This is a genomic window from Pantoea sp. C1E2, assembly GCF_056491465.1.
Genome location: NZ_JBSZHT010000002.1, coordinates 349,372 through 366,182, shown reverse-complemented (window position 1 = coordinate 366,182; position 16,811 = coordinate 349,372). Strand labels below are relative to the sequence as shown.

Annotated in this window: 15 protein-coding genes; 10 read left to right on the top strand and 5 right to left on the bottom strand. The window is 54.5% G+C overall.

Annotated elements, in window-relative coordinates; all coding sequences use genetic code 11:
* Window positions 1-108: 108 nt before the first annotated feature.
* The 4 genes from ACXI0A_RS01990 to ACXI0A_RS01975 all read left to right on the top strand — a co-directional run bounded on the left by ACXI0A_RS01990 (window position 109) and on the right by ACXI0A_RS01975 (window position 4,338).
* On the top strand, window positions 109-2,034 hold the full coding sequence (locus ACXI0A_RS01990; RefSeq protein WP_224933726.1) for a PTS mannitol transporter subunit IICBA: 1,926 nt from the start codon (window positions 109-111) through the stop codon (window positions 2,032-2,034).
* Between the two features lie 94 nt (window positions 2,035-2,128).
* A complete protein-coding gene (mtlD, locus tag ACXI0A_RS01985; protein WP_476150592.1) occupies window positions 2,129-3,277 on the top strand; it encodes a mannitol-1-phosphate 5-dehydrogenase in 1,149 nt (382 codons plus the stop codon).
* A gap of 76 nt (window positions 3,278-3,353) precedes the next feature.
* A complete protein-coding gene (locus tag ACXI0A_RS01980) occupies window positions 3,354-3,887 on the top strand; it encodes an MltR family transcriptional regulator (protein WP_100701530.1) in 534 nt (177 codons plus the stop codon).
* 88 nt (window positions 3,888-3,975) lie between these two features.
* Window positions 3,976-4,338, top strand: a complete 363-nt coding sequence (locus ACXI0A_RS01975) for a YibL family ribosome-associated protein (RefSeq protein WP_224933724.1) — start codon at window positions 3,976-3,978, stop codon at window positions 4,336-4,338.
* A gap of 7 nt (window positions 4,339-4,345) precedes the next feature.
* On the opposite strand, the gene ACXI0A_RS01970 is transcribed toward ACXI0A_RS01975, so the two are convergent.
* From ACXI0A_RS01970 to ACXI0A_RS01960, 3 genes are all read right to left on the bottom strand, one after another.
* Window positions 4,346-5,332: a DUF535 family protein gene (locus tag ACXI0A_RS01970; RefSeq protein WP_476150593.1), complete on the bottom strand. Its 987-nt coding sequence runs from the start codon at window positions 5,330-5,332 to the stop codon at window positions 4,346-4,348.
* Between the two features lie 190 nt (window positions 5,333-5,522).
* Window positions 5,523-6,140, bottom strand: a complete 618-nt coding sequence (gene sodA, locus ACXI0A_RS01965; RefSeq protein WP_034827730.1) for a superoxide dismutase [Mn] — start codon at window positions 6,138-6,140, stop codon at window positions 5,523-5,525.
* 187 nt (window positions 6,141-6,327) lie between these two features.
* A complete protein-coding gene (locus tag ACXI0A_RS01960) occupies window positions 6,328-7,353 on the bottom strand; it encodes a substrate-binding domain-containing protein (protein WP_476150594.1) in 1,026 nt (341 codons plus the stop codon).
* Between the two features lie 294 nt (window positions 7,354-7,647).
* Between ACXI0A_RS01960 and ACXI0A_RS01955 the strand changes: the two genes are divergently transcribed.
* From ACXI0A_RS01955 to alsE, 4 genes are read left to right on the top strand one after another with little or no spacing between them, the layout of a single operon-like run.
* Window positions 7,648-8,088 (top strand): PTS sugar transporter subunit IIA, encoded by a 441-nt coding sequence (locus ACXI0A_RS01955; RefSeq protein ID WP_476150595.1) that lies wholly within the window; start codon window positions 7,648-7,650, stop codon window positions 8,086-8,088.
* An 18-nt stretch (window positions 8,089-8,106) separates the two neighbouring features.
* Complete coding sequence (locus ACXI0A_RS01950; RefSeq protein WP_476150596.1) at window positions 8,107-8,373, top strand: PTS sugar transporter subunit IIB; 267 nt, start codon at window positions 8,107-8,109, stop codon at window positions 8,371-8,373.
* Window positions 8,374-8,402: 29 nt separating this feature from the next.
* Window positions 8,403-9,665 carry a PTS ascorbate transporter subunit IIC gene (locus ACXI0A_RS01945; RefSeq protein WP_476150597.1) on the top strand — a complete coding sequence of 421 codons (1,263 nt, stop codon included), beginning with the start codon at window positions 8,403-8,405 and terminating at the stop codon, window positions 9,663-9,665.
* Between the two features lie 51 nt (window positions 9,666-9,716).
* Window positions 9,717-10,397 (top strand): D-allulose 6-phosphate 3-epimerase, encoded by a 681-nt coding sequence (gene alsE / locus ACXI0A_RS01940; protein WP_476150598.1) that lies wholly within the window; start codon window positions 9,717-9,719, stop codon window positions 10,395-10,397.
* Window positions 10,398-10,505: 108 nt separating this feature from the next.
* Here alsE and ACXI0A_RS01935 read toward each other — a convergent pair whose 3' ends face one another.
* The gene (locus ACXI0A_RS01935) at window positions 10,506-11,846 is read right to left on the bottom strand and encodes an aminotransferase class III-fold pyridoxal phosphate-dependent enzyme (RefSeq protein WP_476150599.1); all 1,341 of its coding nucleotides are present in this window, start codon (window positions 11,844-11,846) and stop codon (window positions 10,506-10,508) included.
* 171 nt (window positions 11,847-12,017) lie between these two features.
* Here ACXI0A_RS01935 and ACXI0A_RS01930 point away from each other — a divergent pair, with 171 nt between their 5' ends.
* On the top strand, window positions 12,018-12,794 hold the full coding sequence (locus ACXI0A_RS01930; RefSeq protein ID WP_476150600.1) for a DeoR family transcriptional regulator: 777 nt from the start codon (window positions 12,018-12,020) through the stop codon (window positions 12,792-12,794).
* On the opposite strand, the gene fdhD is transcribed toward ACXI0A_RS01930, so the two are convergent.
* Complete coding sequence (gene fdhD / locus ACXI0A_RS01925; protein WP_476150601.1) at window positions 12,791-13,642, bottom strand: formate dehydrogenase accessory sulfurtransferase FdhD; 852 nt, start codon at window positions 13,640-13,642, stop codon at window positions 12,791-12,793. The genes ACXI0A_RS01930 and fdhD overlap by 4 nt on opposite strands.
* A gap of 117 nt (window positions 13,643-13,759) precedes the next feature.
* Between fdhD and fdnG the strand changes: the two genes are divergently transcribed.
* Entirely contained in the window at window positions 13,760-16,807 is a 3,048-nt protein-coding gene (fdnG, locus tag ACXI0A_RS01920; protein ID WP_476151175.1) for a formate dehydrogenase-N subunit alpha, read from the top strand.
* Window positions 16,808-16,811 lie beyond the last annotated feature (4 nt).

Sequence of the window (16,811 nt, the reverse complement as noted above, 5' to 3'; positions counted from 1 at the left end):
TCCGCGTGCATACAGTGATGCCACGGCCCGCGCCGGAACGGCTCAATAAAAGTCTTAACAAAAACAACCGCGCTCTTATTGCAGCGCGTCTCAATAAGGGGTGGGTTTATGTCCTCATCAGCGAAGGTCAAGGTCCAGAGCTTTGGTCGTTTTCTGAGTAACATGGTGATGCCAAATATCGGTGCGTTTATCGCCTGGGGTATCATCACAGCACTGTTCATCCCAACCGGATGGATTCCAAACGAAACGCTGGCGAAACTCGTCGGCCCAATGATTACTTACCTGCTGCCATTGTTGATCGGCTTCACCGGTGGACGCCTGGTAGGCGGCGATCGCGGCGGCGTGGTCGGTGCAATCACCACCATGGGCGTGATCGTTGGTGCGGATATGCCAATGTTCCTCGGCGCGATGATTGCCGGTCCGTTGGGTGGCTGGGCGATCAAAACCTTTGACCGTATGGTTGATGGCAAGATCAAAAGCGGCTTCGAGATGCTGGTTAACAACTTCTCAGCCGGTATCATCGGTATGCTGCTGGCGCTGCTGGCGTTTATCGGCATCGGTCCACTGGTTGAAGGTCTGTCGCACATCCTCGCGGCGGGCGTAAACCTGATGGTGCAGAACAACCTGCTGCCACTGACCTCTATCTTTGTTGAACCGGCGAAAATCCTGTTCCTCAATAACGCCATCAACCACGGTATCTTCTCTCCACTGGGTATCCAGCAGGCGAGCGAAGCCGGTAAATCTATCTTCTTCCTGATTGAAGCGAACCCAGGCCCAGGTATGGGTGTGCTGGTTGCCTATATGATTTTTGGTCGCGGTAGCGCCAAACAGTCTGCAGGCGGTGCGGCAATCATCCACTTCCTTGGTGGTATCCACGAAATTTACTTCCCGTACGTGCTGATGGCGCCACGCCTGCTGCTGGCGGTGATCCTCGGTGGTATGACAGGCGTGTTCACCCTGACCGTACTGAACGGCGGTCTGGTCTCTCCAGCGTCTCCGGGTTCAATCCTCGCGGTACTGGCGATGACGCCAAAAGGCGCGTACTTCGCCAACATTGCGGCAATCATCGCGGCGTTTGCGGTCTCCTTCGTGGTCTCTTCTATCCTGCTGAAAACCAGCAAAGTGAAAGAAGATGACGATATCGAAGCTGCCACTCAGCGTATGCGTGATATGAAAGCACAGTCGAAAGGCCAGGCCGTTGCCGGTTCTCCGGTCATCGCCGATGCAAACAGCGTTGATGTCAGCCACGTGCGTAAAATCATCGTGGCCTGTGACGCCGGTATGGGTTCCAGCGCCATGGGTGCAGGTGTGCTGCGTAAGAAAGTGCAGGATGCCGGTCTGAGCAATATCTCAGTGACCAACAGCGCGATTAACTCACTGCCGGGCGATGTAGATTTGGTGATAACTCACCGCGATCTTACTGAGCGTGCGATGCGTCAGGCACCACAGGCTCAGCATATTTCACTGAACAACTTCCTCGATAGCGCACTGTACAGCAATCTGACTGAACGTCTGATCGCCGCTAACCGCAGCGAAGCACATCGTGAAACCGTGCAGACCACGCTGGCAGACAGCTACGATGACGGCAGCTCGAACCTGTTCAAACTGGGCGCGGACAACGTATTCCTCGGCTTGAGCGCCAGCAACAAAGAGCAGGCGATTCGTTTTGCCGGTGAGCAGCTGGTGAAAGGCGGTTATGTTCAGCCAGAATACGTTGAAGCGATGCTGGAACGTGAAAAGCTGACCCCGACTTATCTCGGTGAGTCTATCGCTGTGCCACACGGCACCGTGGAAGCCAAAGACCGCGTGCTGAAAACCGGCGTAGTGTTCTGCCAGTACCCAGCGGGCGTGTTGTTTGGTGAAGAAGCCGATGACGTGGCGCGCCTGGTGATTGGTATTGCAGCTCGCAATAACGAACACATTCAGGTGATCACCAGCCTGACCAACGCGCTGGATGATGACAGCGTGATTGAGAAGCTGGCAAACACCACCAGCGTGCAGGATGTGCTGGATCTGTTGTCGCCAAAAGCGTAACAGCGCGTTTTAACTTCCCTGGGGCGGGCAAGCCCGTCCCACTTATACGGGGCGGATTTGCCCGCCCTTTCGTCATTTGATATGGGTCAAATTTATGAAAGCGTTACATTTTGGAGCAGGTAACATCGGTCGCGGTTTTATCGGTAAGTTGCTGGCTGATGCCGGTATCGAACTGGTGTTCGCGGATGTGAATCAGGTGGTTCTGGATGCCCTTAACGCCCGTCATGAGTATCCGGTTCATGTGGTTGGCGAGCAGGCAAAAGTCGAAATCGTTACTGGCGTTAGCGCAGTGAACAGCACCAGCGACGACATCGTCACGCTGATTGCTGAGGTTGATATCGTTACCACGGCGGTTGGTCCGCAGATTCTGGAACGCATCGCAGGCGGTGTCGCGAAGGGTCTGGCCAAACGCAGCGACAACGGTAATGTCCGTCCGCTGAATATTATCGCCTGTGAAAACATGGTACGCGGCACCAGCCAGTTGAAGCAGCACGTGCTGAAGGCACTGCCAGAGCAGTATCACGCGTGGGTTGAAGAGCATGTGGGCTTCGTGGACTCCGCCGTTGACCGCATCGTGCCGCCTTCTGAAGCCGGCAGCAGCGATCCGCTGGAAGTCACCGTTGAAACCTTCAGCGAGTGGATTGTCGATAAAACCCAGTTCAAAGGTGAATTGCCAAACATTCCCGGCATGGAACTCACCGACAATCTGATGGCGTTTGTAGAGCGCAAACTCTTCACGCTGAACACCGGTCATGCCATCACCGCTTATCTCGGCCAGCTAGCCGGCCACGCCACCATCCGTGATGCGATTCTGGATGAGAAAGTGCGTGCCGTGGTGCAGGGTGCGATGCAGGAGAGCGGCGCAGTATTGATCAAGCGTTATGACTTTGATGCAGACAAGCACGCTGCCTACATCCAGAAAATCCTCACTCGCTTTGAAAATCCGTATCTGAAAGATGATGTGGAACGCGTTGGCCGCCAGCCGCTGCGCAAACTCAGCGCGGGCGATCGTCTGATCAAGCCAACGCTCGGCACGCTTGAGTACCACCTGCCGCACGCGAATCTGGTGCAGGGCATTGCCGCCGCGATGCACTACCGCAGCGAAGCCGATCCTCAAGCGCAAGAGTTGGCCACATTACTGGCAGAGAAAGGTCCGCAGGCCACGCTGGCCGAGATCTCTGGGCTGGAAGCCAATAGCGAAGTGGTCACCTCAGTGGTGAGTGCTTACAACGCTATGGCATAATGCGCGCCTTTTAATAGCTCACTCGGGCGCGGTGCCAACCGTGCCCGTCGGCGGTAGTGGAACGATGCAGGCAATAATGGAAGAGAAGCAAGCTTTTGAAAACCGGGTGCTTGAGCGCCTGAACGCCGGTCGATCGGTGAGAAGCTTCCTGATCGCCGCCGTTGAGCTATTGGCTGAAGCGGTCAACCTGCTGGTATTGCAGGTTTTCCGCAAAGACGATTATGCCGTGAAGTATGCGGTTGAACCGCTGCTGCTGGGTGATGGCCCACTGGGCGAATTGTCGGTGCGCCTGAAACTGATTTACGGTTTGGGCGTGATTAATCGTCATGAGTATGAAGATTGTGAGCTGTTGCTGGCGCTGCGTGAAGAACTCAACCACGACACCAGTGATTACCGCTTCACTGACGATGAGATTTTAGGGCCGTTTGGCGAGCTGCACTGTGTGGTGGCGTGGCCGCCTCAACCTGACTTCACCCGAGACGACGAGGCATTACGCAGCATGCTACAGCAACGCTATCTGCAGATGGTGCGCTCTACCATGGTGTTATCGCTCACCGAGCTGATATCGCGCATCTCGCATAAGCAGGCATTTAAGAAGCCTGCCGTTTAAGCGTGCAGGGTGTGAGAAATCCGCTCCGCTGCAAAATCGCCCCGTTTTGATGTATCCTTTGCCTGTTTTCCTTAACGAGTTTCCCCTGATGAAAGAACAAGAAAAAGCCGAGATCAAACTGCTCAGTGATCAACTGGACGCATTGAATCGCAAAGAACCCCAGCTGCTGGAATCTGGCGATGCCGAAAAACTTGGCGAGCTGCTGCGTGAAAAAGAGAAGCTGGTGCTGGAAATTGAGCGCCTGCGTGGCGTGCGTGAAGAAAAGCTCAGCAAAGAAGCACAACAGCTGCAGAAGCTGGGCTTCAGCCGTGAGATCACCAAGAAAGAACAAGCCAACATGGGCGCATTCAAGAAAAGCGTGCGCGGCCTGGTGGTGGTGCATCCAATGACCGCGCTCGGACGTGAGATGGGGCTGAAGGTGATGACCGGCTACGCAAAGCAGCCGTTCTGATACCCGATTACGCGGCGTGTGACACGTCGCGTTCTACGTTCTCTTCCTGCACAGGTTCAATTCCAGCCGCCTGCAGCACCTGGGTGTTCAACACATCCAGCAATGCATAGCGACGGCGATACTCCGCACGTTTTTTACTGGCGATCTCTTCCAGCGCTTTCCTTTCCATGTGCAGCGGCAACGTAAACAGTTCGTCGGCCCGGGCTTCTCCCCCTAGCGACAGCCAGAACTCGCTGTAGCTGGCAAAGAATTTATCACCCTTACTGTGACGATAGCGCAGGCTGCGGAAAACATGCGTGGTATCCCCCACCGCGCTAATCGCTTGCACGCCACACTGCTGCGCCAGAATAAATACGGCTTCCATTAATAAACGTTTTGGGAATACGCCATGTGCGGCTTTGGTTGCATCGCGGATCACGTCATTCGTAATGTGTTTACGCGGACCCTGTAAGCCACCAATTAATAGTGTGCGCTTACCCTGCTCCTGAATAATTGAAAATGAAAGCGAGGCAATATTCATGGTTTGATAATGCAGTGTCAGGGTTATTTCACCTTCGCGGTCGAAATGTCCTGGGCAGCAATGAATGACAAATGCTTCGTCATTTTTTCCCTGCATAACGGCAATCTGCTGCGACGTCGGGCTTAATAGCAGCTGGCGTAGTTTGACGTTATCCAATTGATCCATCGTGACATAATGGTCAAGCAATGCCTGAGCACGCTGCGCCACGCTCAAGCCCGCGCGCAGGTAGGGACGATGCGGTTTGGCCGGCAGCAAACCCTGCATTTTCAGCAGTTGCGGCAGAAACGGCAGTTTCGCTAACTCGTGAAGGTAATTAAACGTCGTAACCGGAAATATTAAAGACCTTAAAGCAAATTTAAAGCGGAACATACTGCTATTCCATAACTTATCAGGTCTGACTTTCCCGCTAATTAACGGCAAAAACAGAGATGCCGACGAATCTTTATTCGCCACAGGGGTAGTGATAGTAGACATAATTATTTTACTTTCGTGTGATCAACTGCGGCTACTGTATGCCCCAAATTATCAACGACAGGTTAATAACGACCGTAACGGTATTGTCAGCAGGGGTAATATCGATGTGGTTTAAGAAGTGTTTAGATTTCGTAAAGAAAAAACCGGTGAAACAGGTTCACCGGTTGAGTGTGTTGGTTAGTGCCTGAACTTACTTAGCAGCAGCGAAACGTGCAGCCGCTTCGTCCCAGTTCACCACGTTCCAGAACGCTTTGATGTAATCAGGACGTTTGTTCTGATACTTCAGGTAGTAAGCGTGTTCCCACACATCCAGACCAATGATTGGCTCACCGGATGCGCCAGAAATCGCTTCTCCCATCAGTGGGCTATCCTGGTTTGCGGTTGAAACCACAGCCAGCTTGTCGCCCTTTTTCACCAGCCACGCCCAGCCTGAACCGAAACGGGTGGTAGCGGCTTTCTCGAACTCAGCCTGGAATGCTTCAACGCTGCCGAAATCTTTTTCGATAGCGGCTTTCAGTTCGCCTTGCAGGCTGGTGCCCAGTTTCAGGCCTTTCCAGAAGAAGCTGTGGTTAGCGTGGCCGCCCGCGTTGTTACGCAGTGGACCTTTTTTGTCTGCTGGCAGCTGATCCAGTTTAGCGATCAGTTCTTCAACCGGCAGATTAGCGAATTCGGTACCTTCCAGCGCTGCATTCGCGTTGTTAACGTAAGCCTGGTGGTGTTTAGAGTGATGGATTTCCATCGTCTGCTTGTCGAAGTGTGGTTCCAGTGCGTCGTACGCGTAAGGCAGGGATGGCAGTGAATAACTCATGTTCTTCCTCTCCATTTAGTGTTTTGCAGCATCACCTTAGCAGGGTGCCGCGTAAGCAGTCGGATCATTATAGTTAAAATCATGATCGGTAAAAGGGTTATCAATGCCTTAGTAATGATAAGGATTTGATGAATCTGGGAAAAGCACCGCACGCAGAGTGACATCTTATGTGTGCTGGGCGGCAGGCTTACATCTTGTGTGTGCTAGCACGCAGCTTGAGCTGCACTGGCAGTTCGTTGAGAGCCGGTGGCTCATCGCCCTTCAAAGCGGAGAGTAAACGCTTGCCCGCCATGCGTCCCATTTCTTCATAGGGCAGTACAACGCTGGTCAGCGGCGGTGAGCATACCGCCGCTAGTGGGCCGCCACCGATGCTGGCAATCGCCAGCTGGCTTGGAATCGAGATGCCAGCGGCGTGGCAAGCCATGATCGCACCACAGGCCACTTCGTCACTGGTACAGATCAGCACATCCAGTTCCGGCCAGGTGAGACGGATCTCCGCCAGCAGGCTATGTCCGGCAGCAAAGGTGGGCATTTTGGGCGAGGTCACCACGCGGTGCGGCGCCTGATTCGATGCCAGCATGCCACTATGCCAGCCATTCAGCAGTTGGCGGAAAATCGTGGTGTTGGTTTGCGTGCACAGCAAGCCGAGATGGCGATAACCGCGTTCCACCAAACTCTGCACCAGTTGGCGAATCGCTTTGGCGTAATCGACGCCGATGCTAATCCCCGCTGATTCCTGATGCACCCCGCCGATATCCATCACCGGCAGGCCCGAGTTACTCAACATCCGATGGGCTTCGGCAGCATTATCAAAATTGAAATGCACCATGGCGGCCGGATTGTAGGAGAGCAACATCTCAATTAATTCGCTCTCTTCCGCCGCCGAGTGATTAGCTTCCGCCAGCATCATGTTGTAGCCCTGTGGACGCAGAATCTCCTGCAGCGCTTCCGACACAATCGCGCTGCCCGGCGTGGCGAACGAAGGCACCACCATGGTGATCAGCTTCGACGATGCAGACGCCAGATTGCGCGCCTGGATATTCGGCACGTAGGCCAGCTCGGTGACGGCCGCATCAATTTTGGCGCGGATTTCAGGTGAGACTTTCTCCGGCATGCGCAACGCGCGTGATGCCGTCATGGTGCTCACACCGACCAAACGGGCAACATCGGCCAGTGTGCTTTTGCCGGTACCGCGCCGTTTTTTCTCTGCCATGCCTTCTCCTAAAAGACTCGCTACAAATACCCGCACGCAGCTTAAAACCAAATGCGCCAACGTGCCACGTTAATAACCACAGATTCGGGCACGCTTCACCGGTTGAGGATTTTCAGAATCTCCGAGCATGTCAGGTGCTTGCAACGATGACAAACGGGCTGCACTAAAATGTTAGCGATAACACAGTTTTTAACAACATCCGTGTTAGCGCTAACTTTTGCGACAAGCATCACAGAAAAGCGGTGAGAAAATCACCTAAAGTGCACTCCATCGACGAATAACCAGGAATTACTGATGCTCACTCAATGGCTGACACCGCAACATATCCGCATCGTAGAACAGGTTAGCGACTGGCAGGAAGCGGTGCGTCTTTCCGCTGAGCCACTGCTGGCTGAAGGCGCGATGACCCCAGCCTATCTTGATGCCATCTTCACGTCGCATGCCGAACTGGGGCCTTACTACGTACTGGCACCCGGCCTGGCAATGCCGCATGCCCGTCCAGAACAGGGTGCGCGTAAAAATGGTCTGTCATTGTTGCACGTGAAAAAAGGCGTGAGTTTTGAAGCGGATGAAAACGATCCGGTTTACGTCATCATCATGCTGTGTGCACTCTCAGGCGACGATCATATCCAGATGATCACTGCGCTGGCAGAGGTATTCAGCGACGAATCCCGCCTGCAGCAATTGCTGTCGGCTGCTACCTTGCCAGCGATTGAAGCTGTCATTTCAAATTAATCACCAGAGAACCCTATTATGAAAAAAGTATTGATCGTGTGTGGAAATGGTTTAGGCAGCAGCTTTATTGTGGAAATGAACGTAAAAAAAATTGTAGCGGAATTAGGTAAAGAGGCTGAAGTGGGCCATACCGATTTAACCACGGCGAAATCTGAGCAGGCTGATTTAATCATCAGCGCCAAAGATATTGCCGATCAGTTATTCGGGCACAGCGCGCAGGTATTTGGTCTGACGAATTTATTAGATAACGCCAAAATTAAAGAAATCCTGGCGGAAAATCTGTAATAGCCCGATTTTACTCACATGGAGTAATTATGCTGCAATTTATCATCAAGGATGTTCTTGGAACACCCGCAATACTTGTCGGCCTTTTTTCCCTGATTGGTTTATTACTGCAAAAGAAACCGGTGTCGGATGTTATTTCAGGCACGCTGAAAACCATCATGGGTTTTGTGATTCTTATCGCCGGGGCCAACTTAATTGCGGCGACACTGACTATTTTCAGCCAGCTATTTGAGCACTCATTCAATATTCAGGGTGTGGTGCCGAATACCGATGCGATGGCGGCGCTGGCGCAGAAAAGCTACGGTACCGAAACCGCGATGATCATGGTGTTCGGTATGCTGGTGAACATTCTGCTGGCGCGTATCACCCCGCTCAAGTACATCTTCCTGACCGGCCACCACACGCTGTATATGTCGGCGATGCTGGCGGTGATTTTGTCAGTGGGCGGCATACACGGTTTCTGGTTGGTGTTCATCGGCTCCCTGATTCTCGGTACCATGATGGTGGTGTGCCCGGCGATTCTGCAGCCATTCACGCGTAAAATCACCAATTCGGACGATCTGGCCCTTGGTCACTTCGGCTCAACCGGTTATCTGCTGTCCGCGCTGGTCGGTAAAGCGGTGGGCAAAGGCAGCCCATCGACCGAAGAGCTGAAGGTCCCGAAAACCCTCAACTTCCTGCGTGACTCGTCGGTGGCGATTTCGCTGACCATGATGATTCTGTTTATCGCGCTGGTGTTGGTGGCGGGTAAAGAGTTTACCGAAAGCCAGGTGAGTGGCGGTCAGAACTTCATCGTGTTCGCCATTATTCAGTCCATCACCTTTGCGGCGGGCGTCTATATCATCCTCGCCGGTGTGCGTATGGTGATTGCCGAGATCGTACCCGCATTCAAAGGCATCGCGGATAAGTTAGTGCCCAACGCTAAACCGGCGCTGGACTGCCCAACCGTGTTCCCGTTCGCACCGAATGCAGTAATCATCGGCTTCCTGTGCAGCTTCTCCGCCGGTCTAATCAGCATGTTCTTATGCCCGCTGTTTGGTCTGAGCGTGATTGTTCCTGGCCTGGTGCCCCACTTCTTCTGCGGTGCCACTGCTGGCGTGTACGGCAATATCACCGGCGGACGTCGCGGCGCGGTGGTCGGCTCATTCGTACAAGGGCTGCTGATCTCCTTCCTGCCCGCGATTCTGCTGCCGCTAATGGGCGACCTGGGCTTTGCCTCGACCACCTTTGGCGATGCGGACTTCGGTATTGTCGGCATCGTGCTCGGCCACATTATTTCGTTCTTCCATTGATGTCATAACACAGCGCCTGCGGGCGCTGTTTATGTAATGAGGAAATAATCCATGAACGCTCAATTTTCACCGTCATTAATGTGTATGGATCTCACACGCTTTCGTGAACAGATCGAAGCGATGAATAGCACAGCGGCTTTTTATCATGTCGATATTATGGATGGCAGCTACGTAAAAAACATTACGTTATCACCGTTCTTTATTGAGAACCTGCGTAAAATCACCGATGTGCCAATTGATGTGCATTTAATGGTCAATCATCCGGAAGATATTATTCCGATGTGCATTGAAGCGGGGGCGGATATTATTAGCTTCCATCCAGAAACCGCGAATAACAAAATATTCCGCCTGCTCACTGAGATTAAAGAGGCTGGACGTCGTTGCGGCGTGGTATTAAACCCAGCAACACCTGCCGAGAGCATTCGCGAATATGCACATCTGCTGGATAAGGTTACGGTGATGTCGGTGGACCCAGGCTTTGCGGGGCAGAAATTTATTCCGGAAACGCTGAACAAGATTCGCCAGCTGATTGCCATGCGCGAAGAGCACGGTTATCACTATCTGACCGAGATTGATGGCTCCTGCAATGCCCGCACCTTTAAGCAGATTGCCGCTTCTGGTGTGGATGTGTTTATCGTTGGCACGTCGGGTTTGTTCAATCTGGATGATGATGTGGCGCAGGCGTGGCACAAGATGGAAAGCATTTTTGCCGAGGAAACGGCAGCCGCGTAATCCTTTCCAGGTGCGCATCAATGCACACCCTACGAGAAATCTGCCGGGTCGCCAGTAATGGCGACCCGCTTCATCTTCCTGATACTGCTTTGGGGCAACCTTAGCCTTTTAGCGACCCAGCTCGGTCAATGACTTATCCAGCGCACCCACCAGCCAGTCAATATCCGACTCCTGGAACGCCAACGGCGGACGCAGTTTCAGTACGTTGCCATACGGCCCGGCCACAGACGTCAGCACGCGGTGATCGCGGAGCTTCTCGGTGAGATCCAGCGCCAGCGCTTTATCCGGCGTTTTGCTGGTGCGGTCCTGCACCAACTCAAAGCCGATAAACAGCCCCGCACCGCGCACATCACCAATGCTTTCATGGCGATCCATCAGCTTCTGCAACTCGGCGAGCAGTTTGGCACCCACCACGCGGCTGTGCTCCTGCAAGCCCTCTTCTTTAATTACCGTCAACACCGCCTGCGCCGCCGCCATCGCGACCGGGTTACCGCCAAAGGTGTTGAAGTAAGGGATATCGTCGCTAAACGCCGCCAGCACATCACTCTTCGCCAGCAGGCCGGAAACCGGAATGCCGTTGCCCATGGGTTTACCGGTGGTCACCACATCCGGCACCACGCCGTGACGGGCAAAGCCCCAAAACGCGTCGCCGGTACGCCCAAAACCAGGCTGCACTTCATCAGCGATGAAGATACCGCCGTTGGCGTGCACCACATCTACCGCTTTCTGCAGGAAACCGCGTGGATTCGGCAAAACACCGTCTGAAGAGAAGATTGAATCTGCGAGGAAGCCAGCAAACTTGATGCCGTGCGCTTTCATGTCATCAATTTGTTTCTGGATTTCGTTGGCAAACCATTCGCCGAGATCCGGTGCATTGACGCGATAAGCATCGGGCGGTGAAACCAAACGCGTAGTGGCGGCCAACGGCTGACCGCTGCCCAGTGCCGGAGAGACGCCGGACGTCAGATCGCTGGTGCCGTGATAGGCCTCCTGCGACACAATAATCCCGGTACCGCCGCTATAGGCACGCGCGACGCGGATTGCCAAATCGTTAGCCTCTGAGCCGGTGCACATATACATGGCACGATCGATGGCATCTGGCGTGGTTGCCAGCAGCTCTTCGGTGTAATCAAGAATACGTTCGTGCAGATAACGGGTATGGGTATTCAGCATCTTCATCTGCTGATTTACCGCTTCAATCACCGCGGGATGGCAGTGACCAATGCTGGCCACGTTGTTGTACACGTCGAGATATTTGTTACCTGCGGCATCCCACAGATACTGCCCTTCACCGCGCACCAGATGCACCGGCTTACGATAAAACAGGCGATATGACTCGCCCAACACTTTGCTGCGCTTGTCTGTTAGCTGGCGGGTTGCCGCATCCAGACCGTCGGCGTGCTCAGCACGAAAACTGTTGGTGTCCATGATGGTGGAACGTGTAGCCATGGTAACTCCCGTTGCGAAGGTGAAGGGGTGCATGATGTGTGACCGTTGTCACTATCATGCCTGCTTTAACAACAAATGCAACCAAATACACAAATACAACCAAATACACATGACGCCGTGATGACACTCAGGTAAGCTTAGGCCCAGATTATTACGCTACAGGGAAAAGTCATGCTGCAGGAAACCCGCTTACATCGCATCCGAGCCCTGCTGACCACGCAGCATCAGGTCAGCACCGAGCGCATTATTAATGAGCTGGGCATTTCGCGGGAAACAGCGCGGCGCGACATTATTGAACTGGAAGCGCAAGGCTTAGCACGACGGGTACACGGCGGTTTGGTAGCAGTGGATAGCCAACCGGAGGCACCGTTACAGGTGCGGCGCAGTGCCCAGGCAAAAGAGAAACGCACGATTGCCGTGGCGGCCGCACAGCATCTGCAGCCGGGACAGACGCTGTTTCTCGATGCCGGCACCACCACCACCATGCTGGCAGAACAACTGCGCAGCATGTCCGGCTTAACTATTATCACCAACAGTTTGCAGGCTGCGCTGGCGCTGAGCGCCGCCGAAGAGCATGAAACGCTCAACAATCAGGTGATTTTGCTCGGTGGGATGATGATGGCGGGCGCACAGCAGACGCGTGGAGAAATCACGGTCGGCGAGATTTACCGCTATCGCGCCGACGTCGCGCTGCTGTCGCCGGTCGGTATTGATGCGAAAAATGGTGCCAGTAGTTTCCATCCGCATGAAGCCGCCATCGCCCGCGCCATGGTGCAGCAGGCTACCCGTACCATTTTACTGGCCGATCACAGCAAATTGGGGGTGATCAGTCGTACGGTATACGCGCCGATTGGGGAAGTAGATTTGCTGATTTGCGACAACGGCCCAGCCAAAGCAGGGGCATTAACCGCGCTCCAGCAGGCGCTGCCGCATGTGCAGGTGGTTTAAACCAGGCGCTGCGGATGACTGTACACCGTGGCGCGTCCCGGCTTACTAAACCCTATCAGCGTTAAATTACAACGCTCGGCGACCTCAACTGCGAGCTGGGTCGCAGCGGATACCGCAAATAAAATCTCCACGCCGCACATCGCGGATTTCTGCACCATCTCATAGCTGGCACGGCTGGAGACCAGCACCGCGCCCTGCTGCCACGGCTGCTGGCTGCGATGCCCTAGCAGTTTATCCAGCGCCACGTGGCGCCCGACATCCTCACAACCACCGAGCAATTCACCCTGCGGTGACATCCATGCCGCCGCATGCGTGCATCCGGTGAGATTGCCGATAGGTTGGTAATCTCGCAGTTGCCCCAGCCCGATATCAAGGTTCGCCAGATCGAAAGTTTGGGTAAAAGGCAGCGGCTGCAGCGGTTTACCAATCTGGTCGAGTTGTTCCACGCCACACACGCCGCAGCCGGTTCTGCCCGCCATGGCACGGCGCTGCTCTTTAAGCGCCATAAAGCGGCGGCTGGAGAGTTCGATCTGCACTTCGATGCCGTTGCAGCCGGGCACCACATCCATGCCGAAGATCTCATCGGGCTTATCAATGATGCCTTCCGAGAGCGAGAAACCGAGCGCAAACGCCTCGAGATCGTTGGGCGTGGCCATCATCACCACATGCGAAATGCCGTTATACACCAGCGCGATCGGCACCTCTTGCGCCAGCCAGTCGGTTTCCGCCGTGCTGATATCACGCCGCTGGCGCACCTGCGCCTGCACTGCGCCTGAGATCTCACTCACACTCTGATGACTTTCCTGTGCTTTAACTTTCACTTTGCTCGCCTCGGACAACAACCACATTAAAGCAGTGGTATTATTTCGCTGCTATTCTCACACTGTTAGTTGGGTCATTGTGAACCGCGGCCCAACGCATCGCAAAACTAAAAATGTGAAGTAATGTCGACTCAAGGATTAACCATGAACGTCAGCCGAAGAAAATTCTTCAAGATTTGTGCTGGCGGTATGGCAGGGACATCGGCAGCACTGCTCGGCTTTACGCCGGATGTGGCGCTGGCGGAAACACGACAGTACAAGCTGCTGCGTGCCCGCGAAACCCGTAACACCTGCACCTACTGCTCAGTGGGCTGTGGCTTATTAATGTACAGCCTCGGTGACGGCGCGAAAAATGCCAAAGAGACCATTTTCCACATTGAAGGGGATCCGGACCATCCGGTGAGTCGTGGTGCATTGTGCCCGAAAGGCGCGGGTCTGCTCGACTTTATTCACAGCGAAAGCCGCTTAAAATACCCTGAGTATCGTGCGCCAGGCTCCGATAAATGGCAGCGCATCAGCTGGGACGATGCCTTTGATCGCATCGCTAAACTGCTGAAAGCTGACCGTGACGCCAACTTTATCGCGCAAAATGCTGCAGGCGTGACCGTTAACCGCTGGCTGAGCACCGGCATGTTATGTGCCTCAGCCTCCAGTAATGAAACTGGCTACTTAACCCAGAAATTTACCCGATCGCTCGGCATGTTAGCGGTCGACAACCAGGCACGCGTTTGACACGGACCAACGGTAGCAAGTCTTGCTCCAACATTTGGTCGCGGTGCGATGACCAATCACTGGGTCGACATCCGTAATGCCAATCTGATCGTTGTGATGGGTGGCAACGCCGCTGAAGCGCATCCTGTGGGATTCCGCTGGGCGATGGAAGCCAAGATTCATAACAAAGCGAAATTAATTGTTATCGATCCGCGCTTCACGCGTACGGCATCGGTGGCAGACTTTTACACGCCAATTCGTTCCGGCACCGACATCGCCTTCCTGTCGGGCGTGCTGCTGTGGCTGATGCAAAATGACAAAATCCAGCATGAATATGTGCAGGCGTACACTAACGCCAGCCTGATCGTGCGCGAGGATTATCATTTCGACGATGGCCTGTTCAGCGGCTACGACGAAGAGAATCGCAAATACGACAAAACCAGCTGGAACTACGAGCTGGGCGAGGACGGATTTGCCAAACGCGATGACAGCCTGCAGCATCCGCGCTGTGTGTGGAAGCTGCTGAAGCAACACGTTAGCCGCTACACGCCAGAGATGGTGTCACGCATCTGTGGCACGCCAAAAGAGGACTTCCTGCACGTCTGCGAGCTGATCGGTGAAACCAGCGCGCGCGATCGCACCACCTCGTTCCTGTATGCGCTCGGCTGGACGCAGCACTCGGTCGGTGCGCAGAACATCCGCACCATGGCGATGATCCAACTGCTGCTTGGCAACATGGGCATGGCGGGCGGCGGTGTGAATGCATTGCGTGGTCACTCTAATATCCAGGGGCTGACCGACCTCGGACTGCTGTCGCAGAGCCTGACCGGCTATATGACACTGCCGTCAGAGAAACAGGCCGATCTGCAAACCTACCTCGCAGCTAACACCCCGAAAGCCACCCTGCCCGGCCAGGTGAACTACTGGAGCAACTACCCGAAATTCTTTGTCAGCATGATGAAAGCCTTCTTTGGCGACAAAGCGCAGGCCGAGAACAGCTGGGGCTTCGACTGGTTACCGAAGTGGGACAAAGGTTACGACGTGCTGCAGTACTTCGAGATGATGTCGCAAGGCAAAGTGAATGGCTATCTGTGCCAGGGCTTTAACCCGGTGGCGTCGTTCCCGAACAAACGCAAAGTGATCGCCTCGCTGTCGAAGCTCAAATTCCTGGTGACCATTGACCCGCTCAACACCGAAACCTCGACCTTCTGGCAGAACCACGGCGAGTTCAACGATGTCGATCCGGCGAAGATTCAGACCGAAGTGTTCCGCCTGCCCTCCACCTGCTTCGCGGAAGAGAACGGTTCGATCGTCAATTCCGGACGCTGGCTGCAGTGGCACTTCAAAGGTCAGGATGCGCCGGGCGAAGCGCTGAATGACGGTGAAATCCTCTCTGGTATTTATAGCCGTCTGCGCAAAATGTACGCCAGTGAAGGCGGTGCCTTGCCCGAGCAGGTGCTGAACATGACCTGGAACTACCAGACGCCAGACAATCCGGCATCCGAAGAAGTGGCAATGGAGAGCAACGGCAAAGCGCTGGCAGATGTTTTTGATGACAAAGGCACGCTGCTGGTGAAAAAAGGGCAGCAGCTCAGCAGTTTTGCGCAGTTGAAGGATGATGGCAGCACCAGCAGCGGCTGCTGGATTTTCGCGGGCAGCTGGACGCCGGACGGCAACCAGATGGCGCGGCGTGATAACACCGATCCGAGTGGTTTGGGCAACACGCTGAACTGGAGTTGGGCATGGCCGCTCAATCGCCGCATCCTCTACAACCGCGCATCGGCCGATCCGCAGGGCAATCCGTGGGATCCGAAACGGCAGATCCTCAAGTGGGATGGCAGTAAATGGGGCGGGATGGATATTCCGGACTACAGCACCGCCGCACCGGGCAGCAATGTCGGACCGTTTATCATGCAGCCTGAAGGCATGGGCCGCCTGTTCGCGCTCGACAAAATGGCTGAAGGGCCGTTCCCGGAGCACTACGAGCCGTTTGAAACCCCGCTCGGCACTAACCCACTGCACCCGAACGTGATTTCGAATCCGGCAGCACGCGTGTTCAAAGACGATCTGGCGTCGATGGGTAAAGCCGAGCAGTTCCCGTATGTCGGCACCACCTATCGCCTCACCGAGCATTTCCACTACTGGACCAAGCATGCGTTGCTGAATGCCATCGCGCAGCCGGAACAGTTCGTGGAGATTGGCGAGAAGCTGGCCAACAAGCTGGGCATCGTGCAGGGCGATACGGTGAAAGTCAGCTCCAATCGCGGCTACATCAAAGCCAAAGCGGTGGTCACCAAACGCCTGCGTCCGCTCGATGTGGATGGCAGAACCGTCGATACCATCGGCATTCCGATTCACTGGGGTTATCAGGGCATTGCGAAGAAAGGCTTTATCGCCAATACCCTGACGCCGTTTGTCGGTGATGCCAACACGCAAACGCCGGAGTTTAAGGCGTTTCTGGTCAATGTAGAGAAGGTGTAGGAGA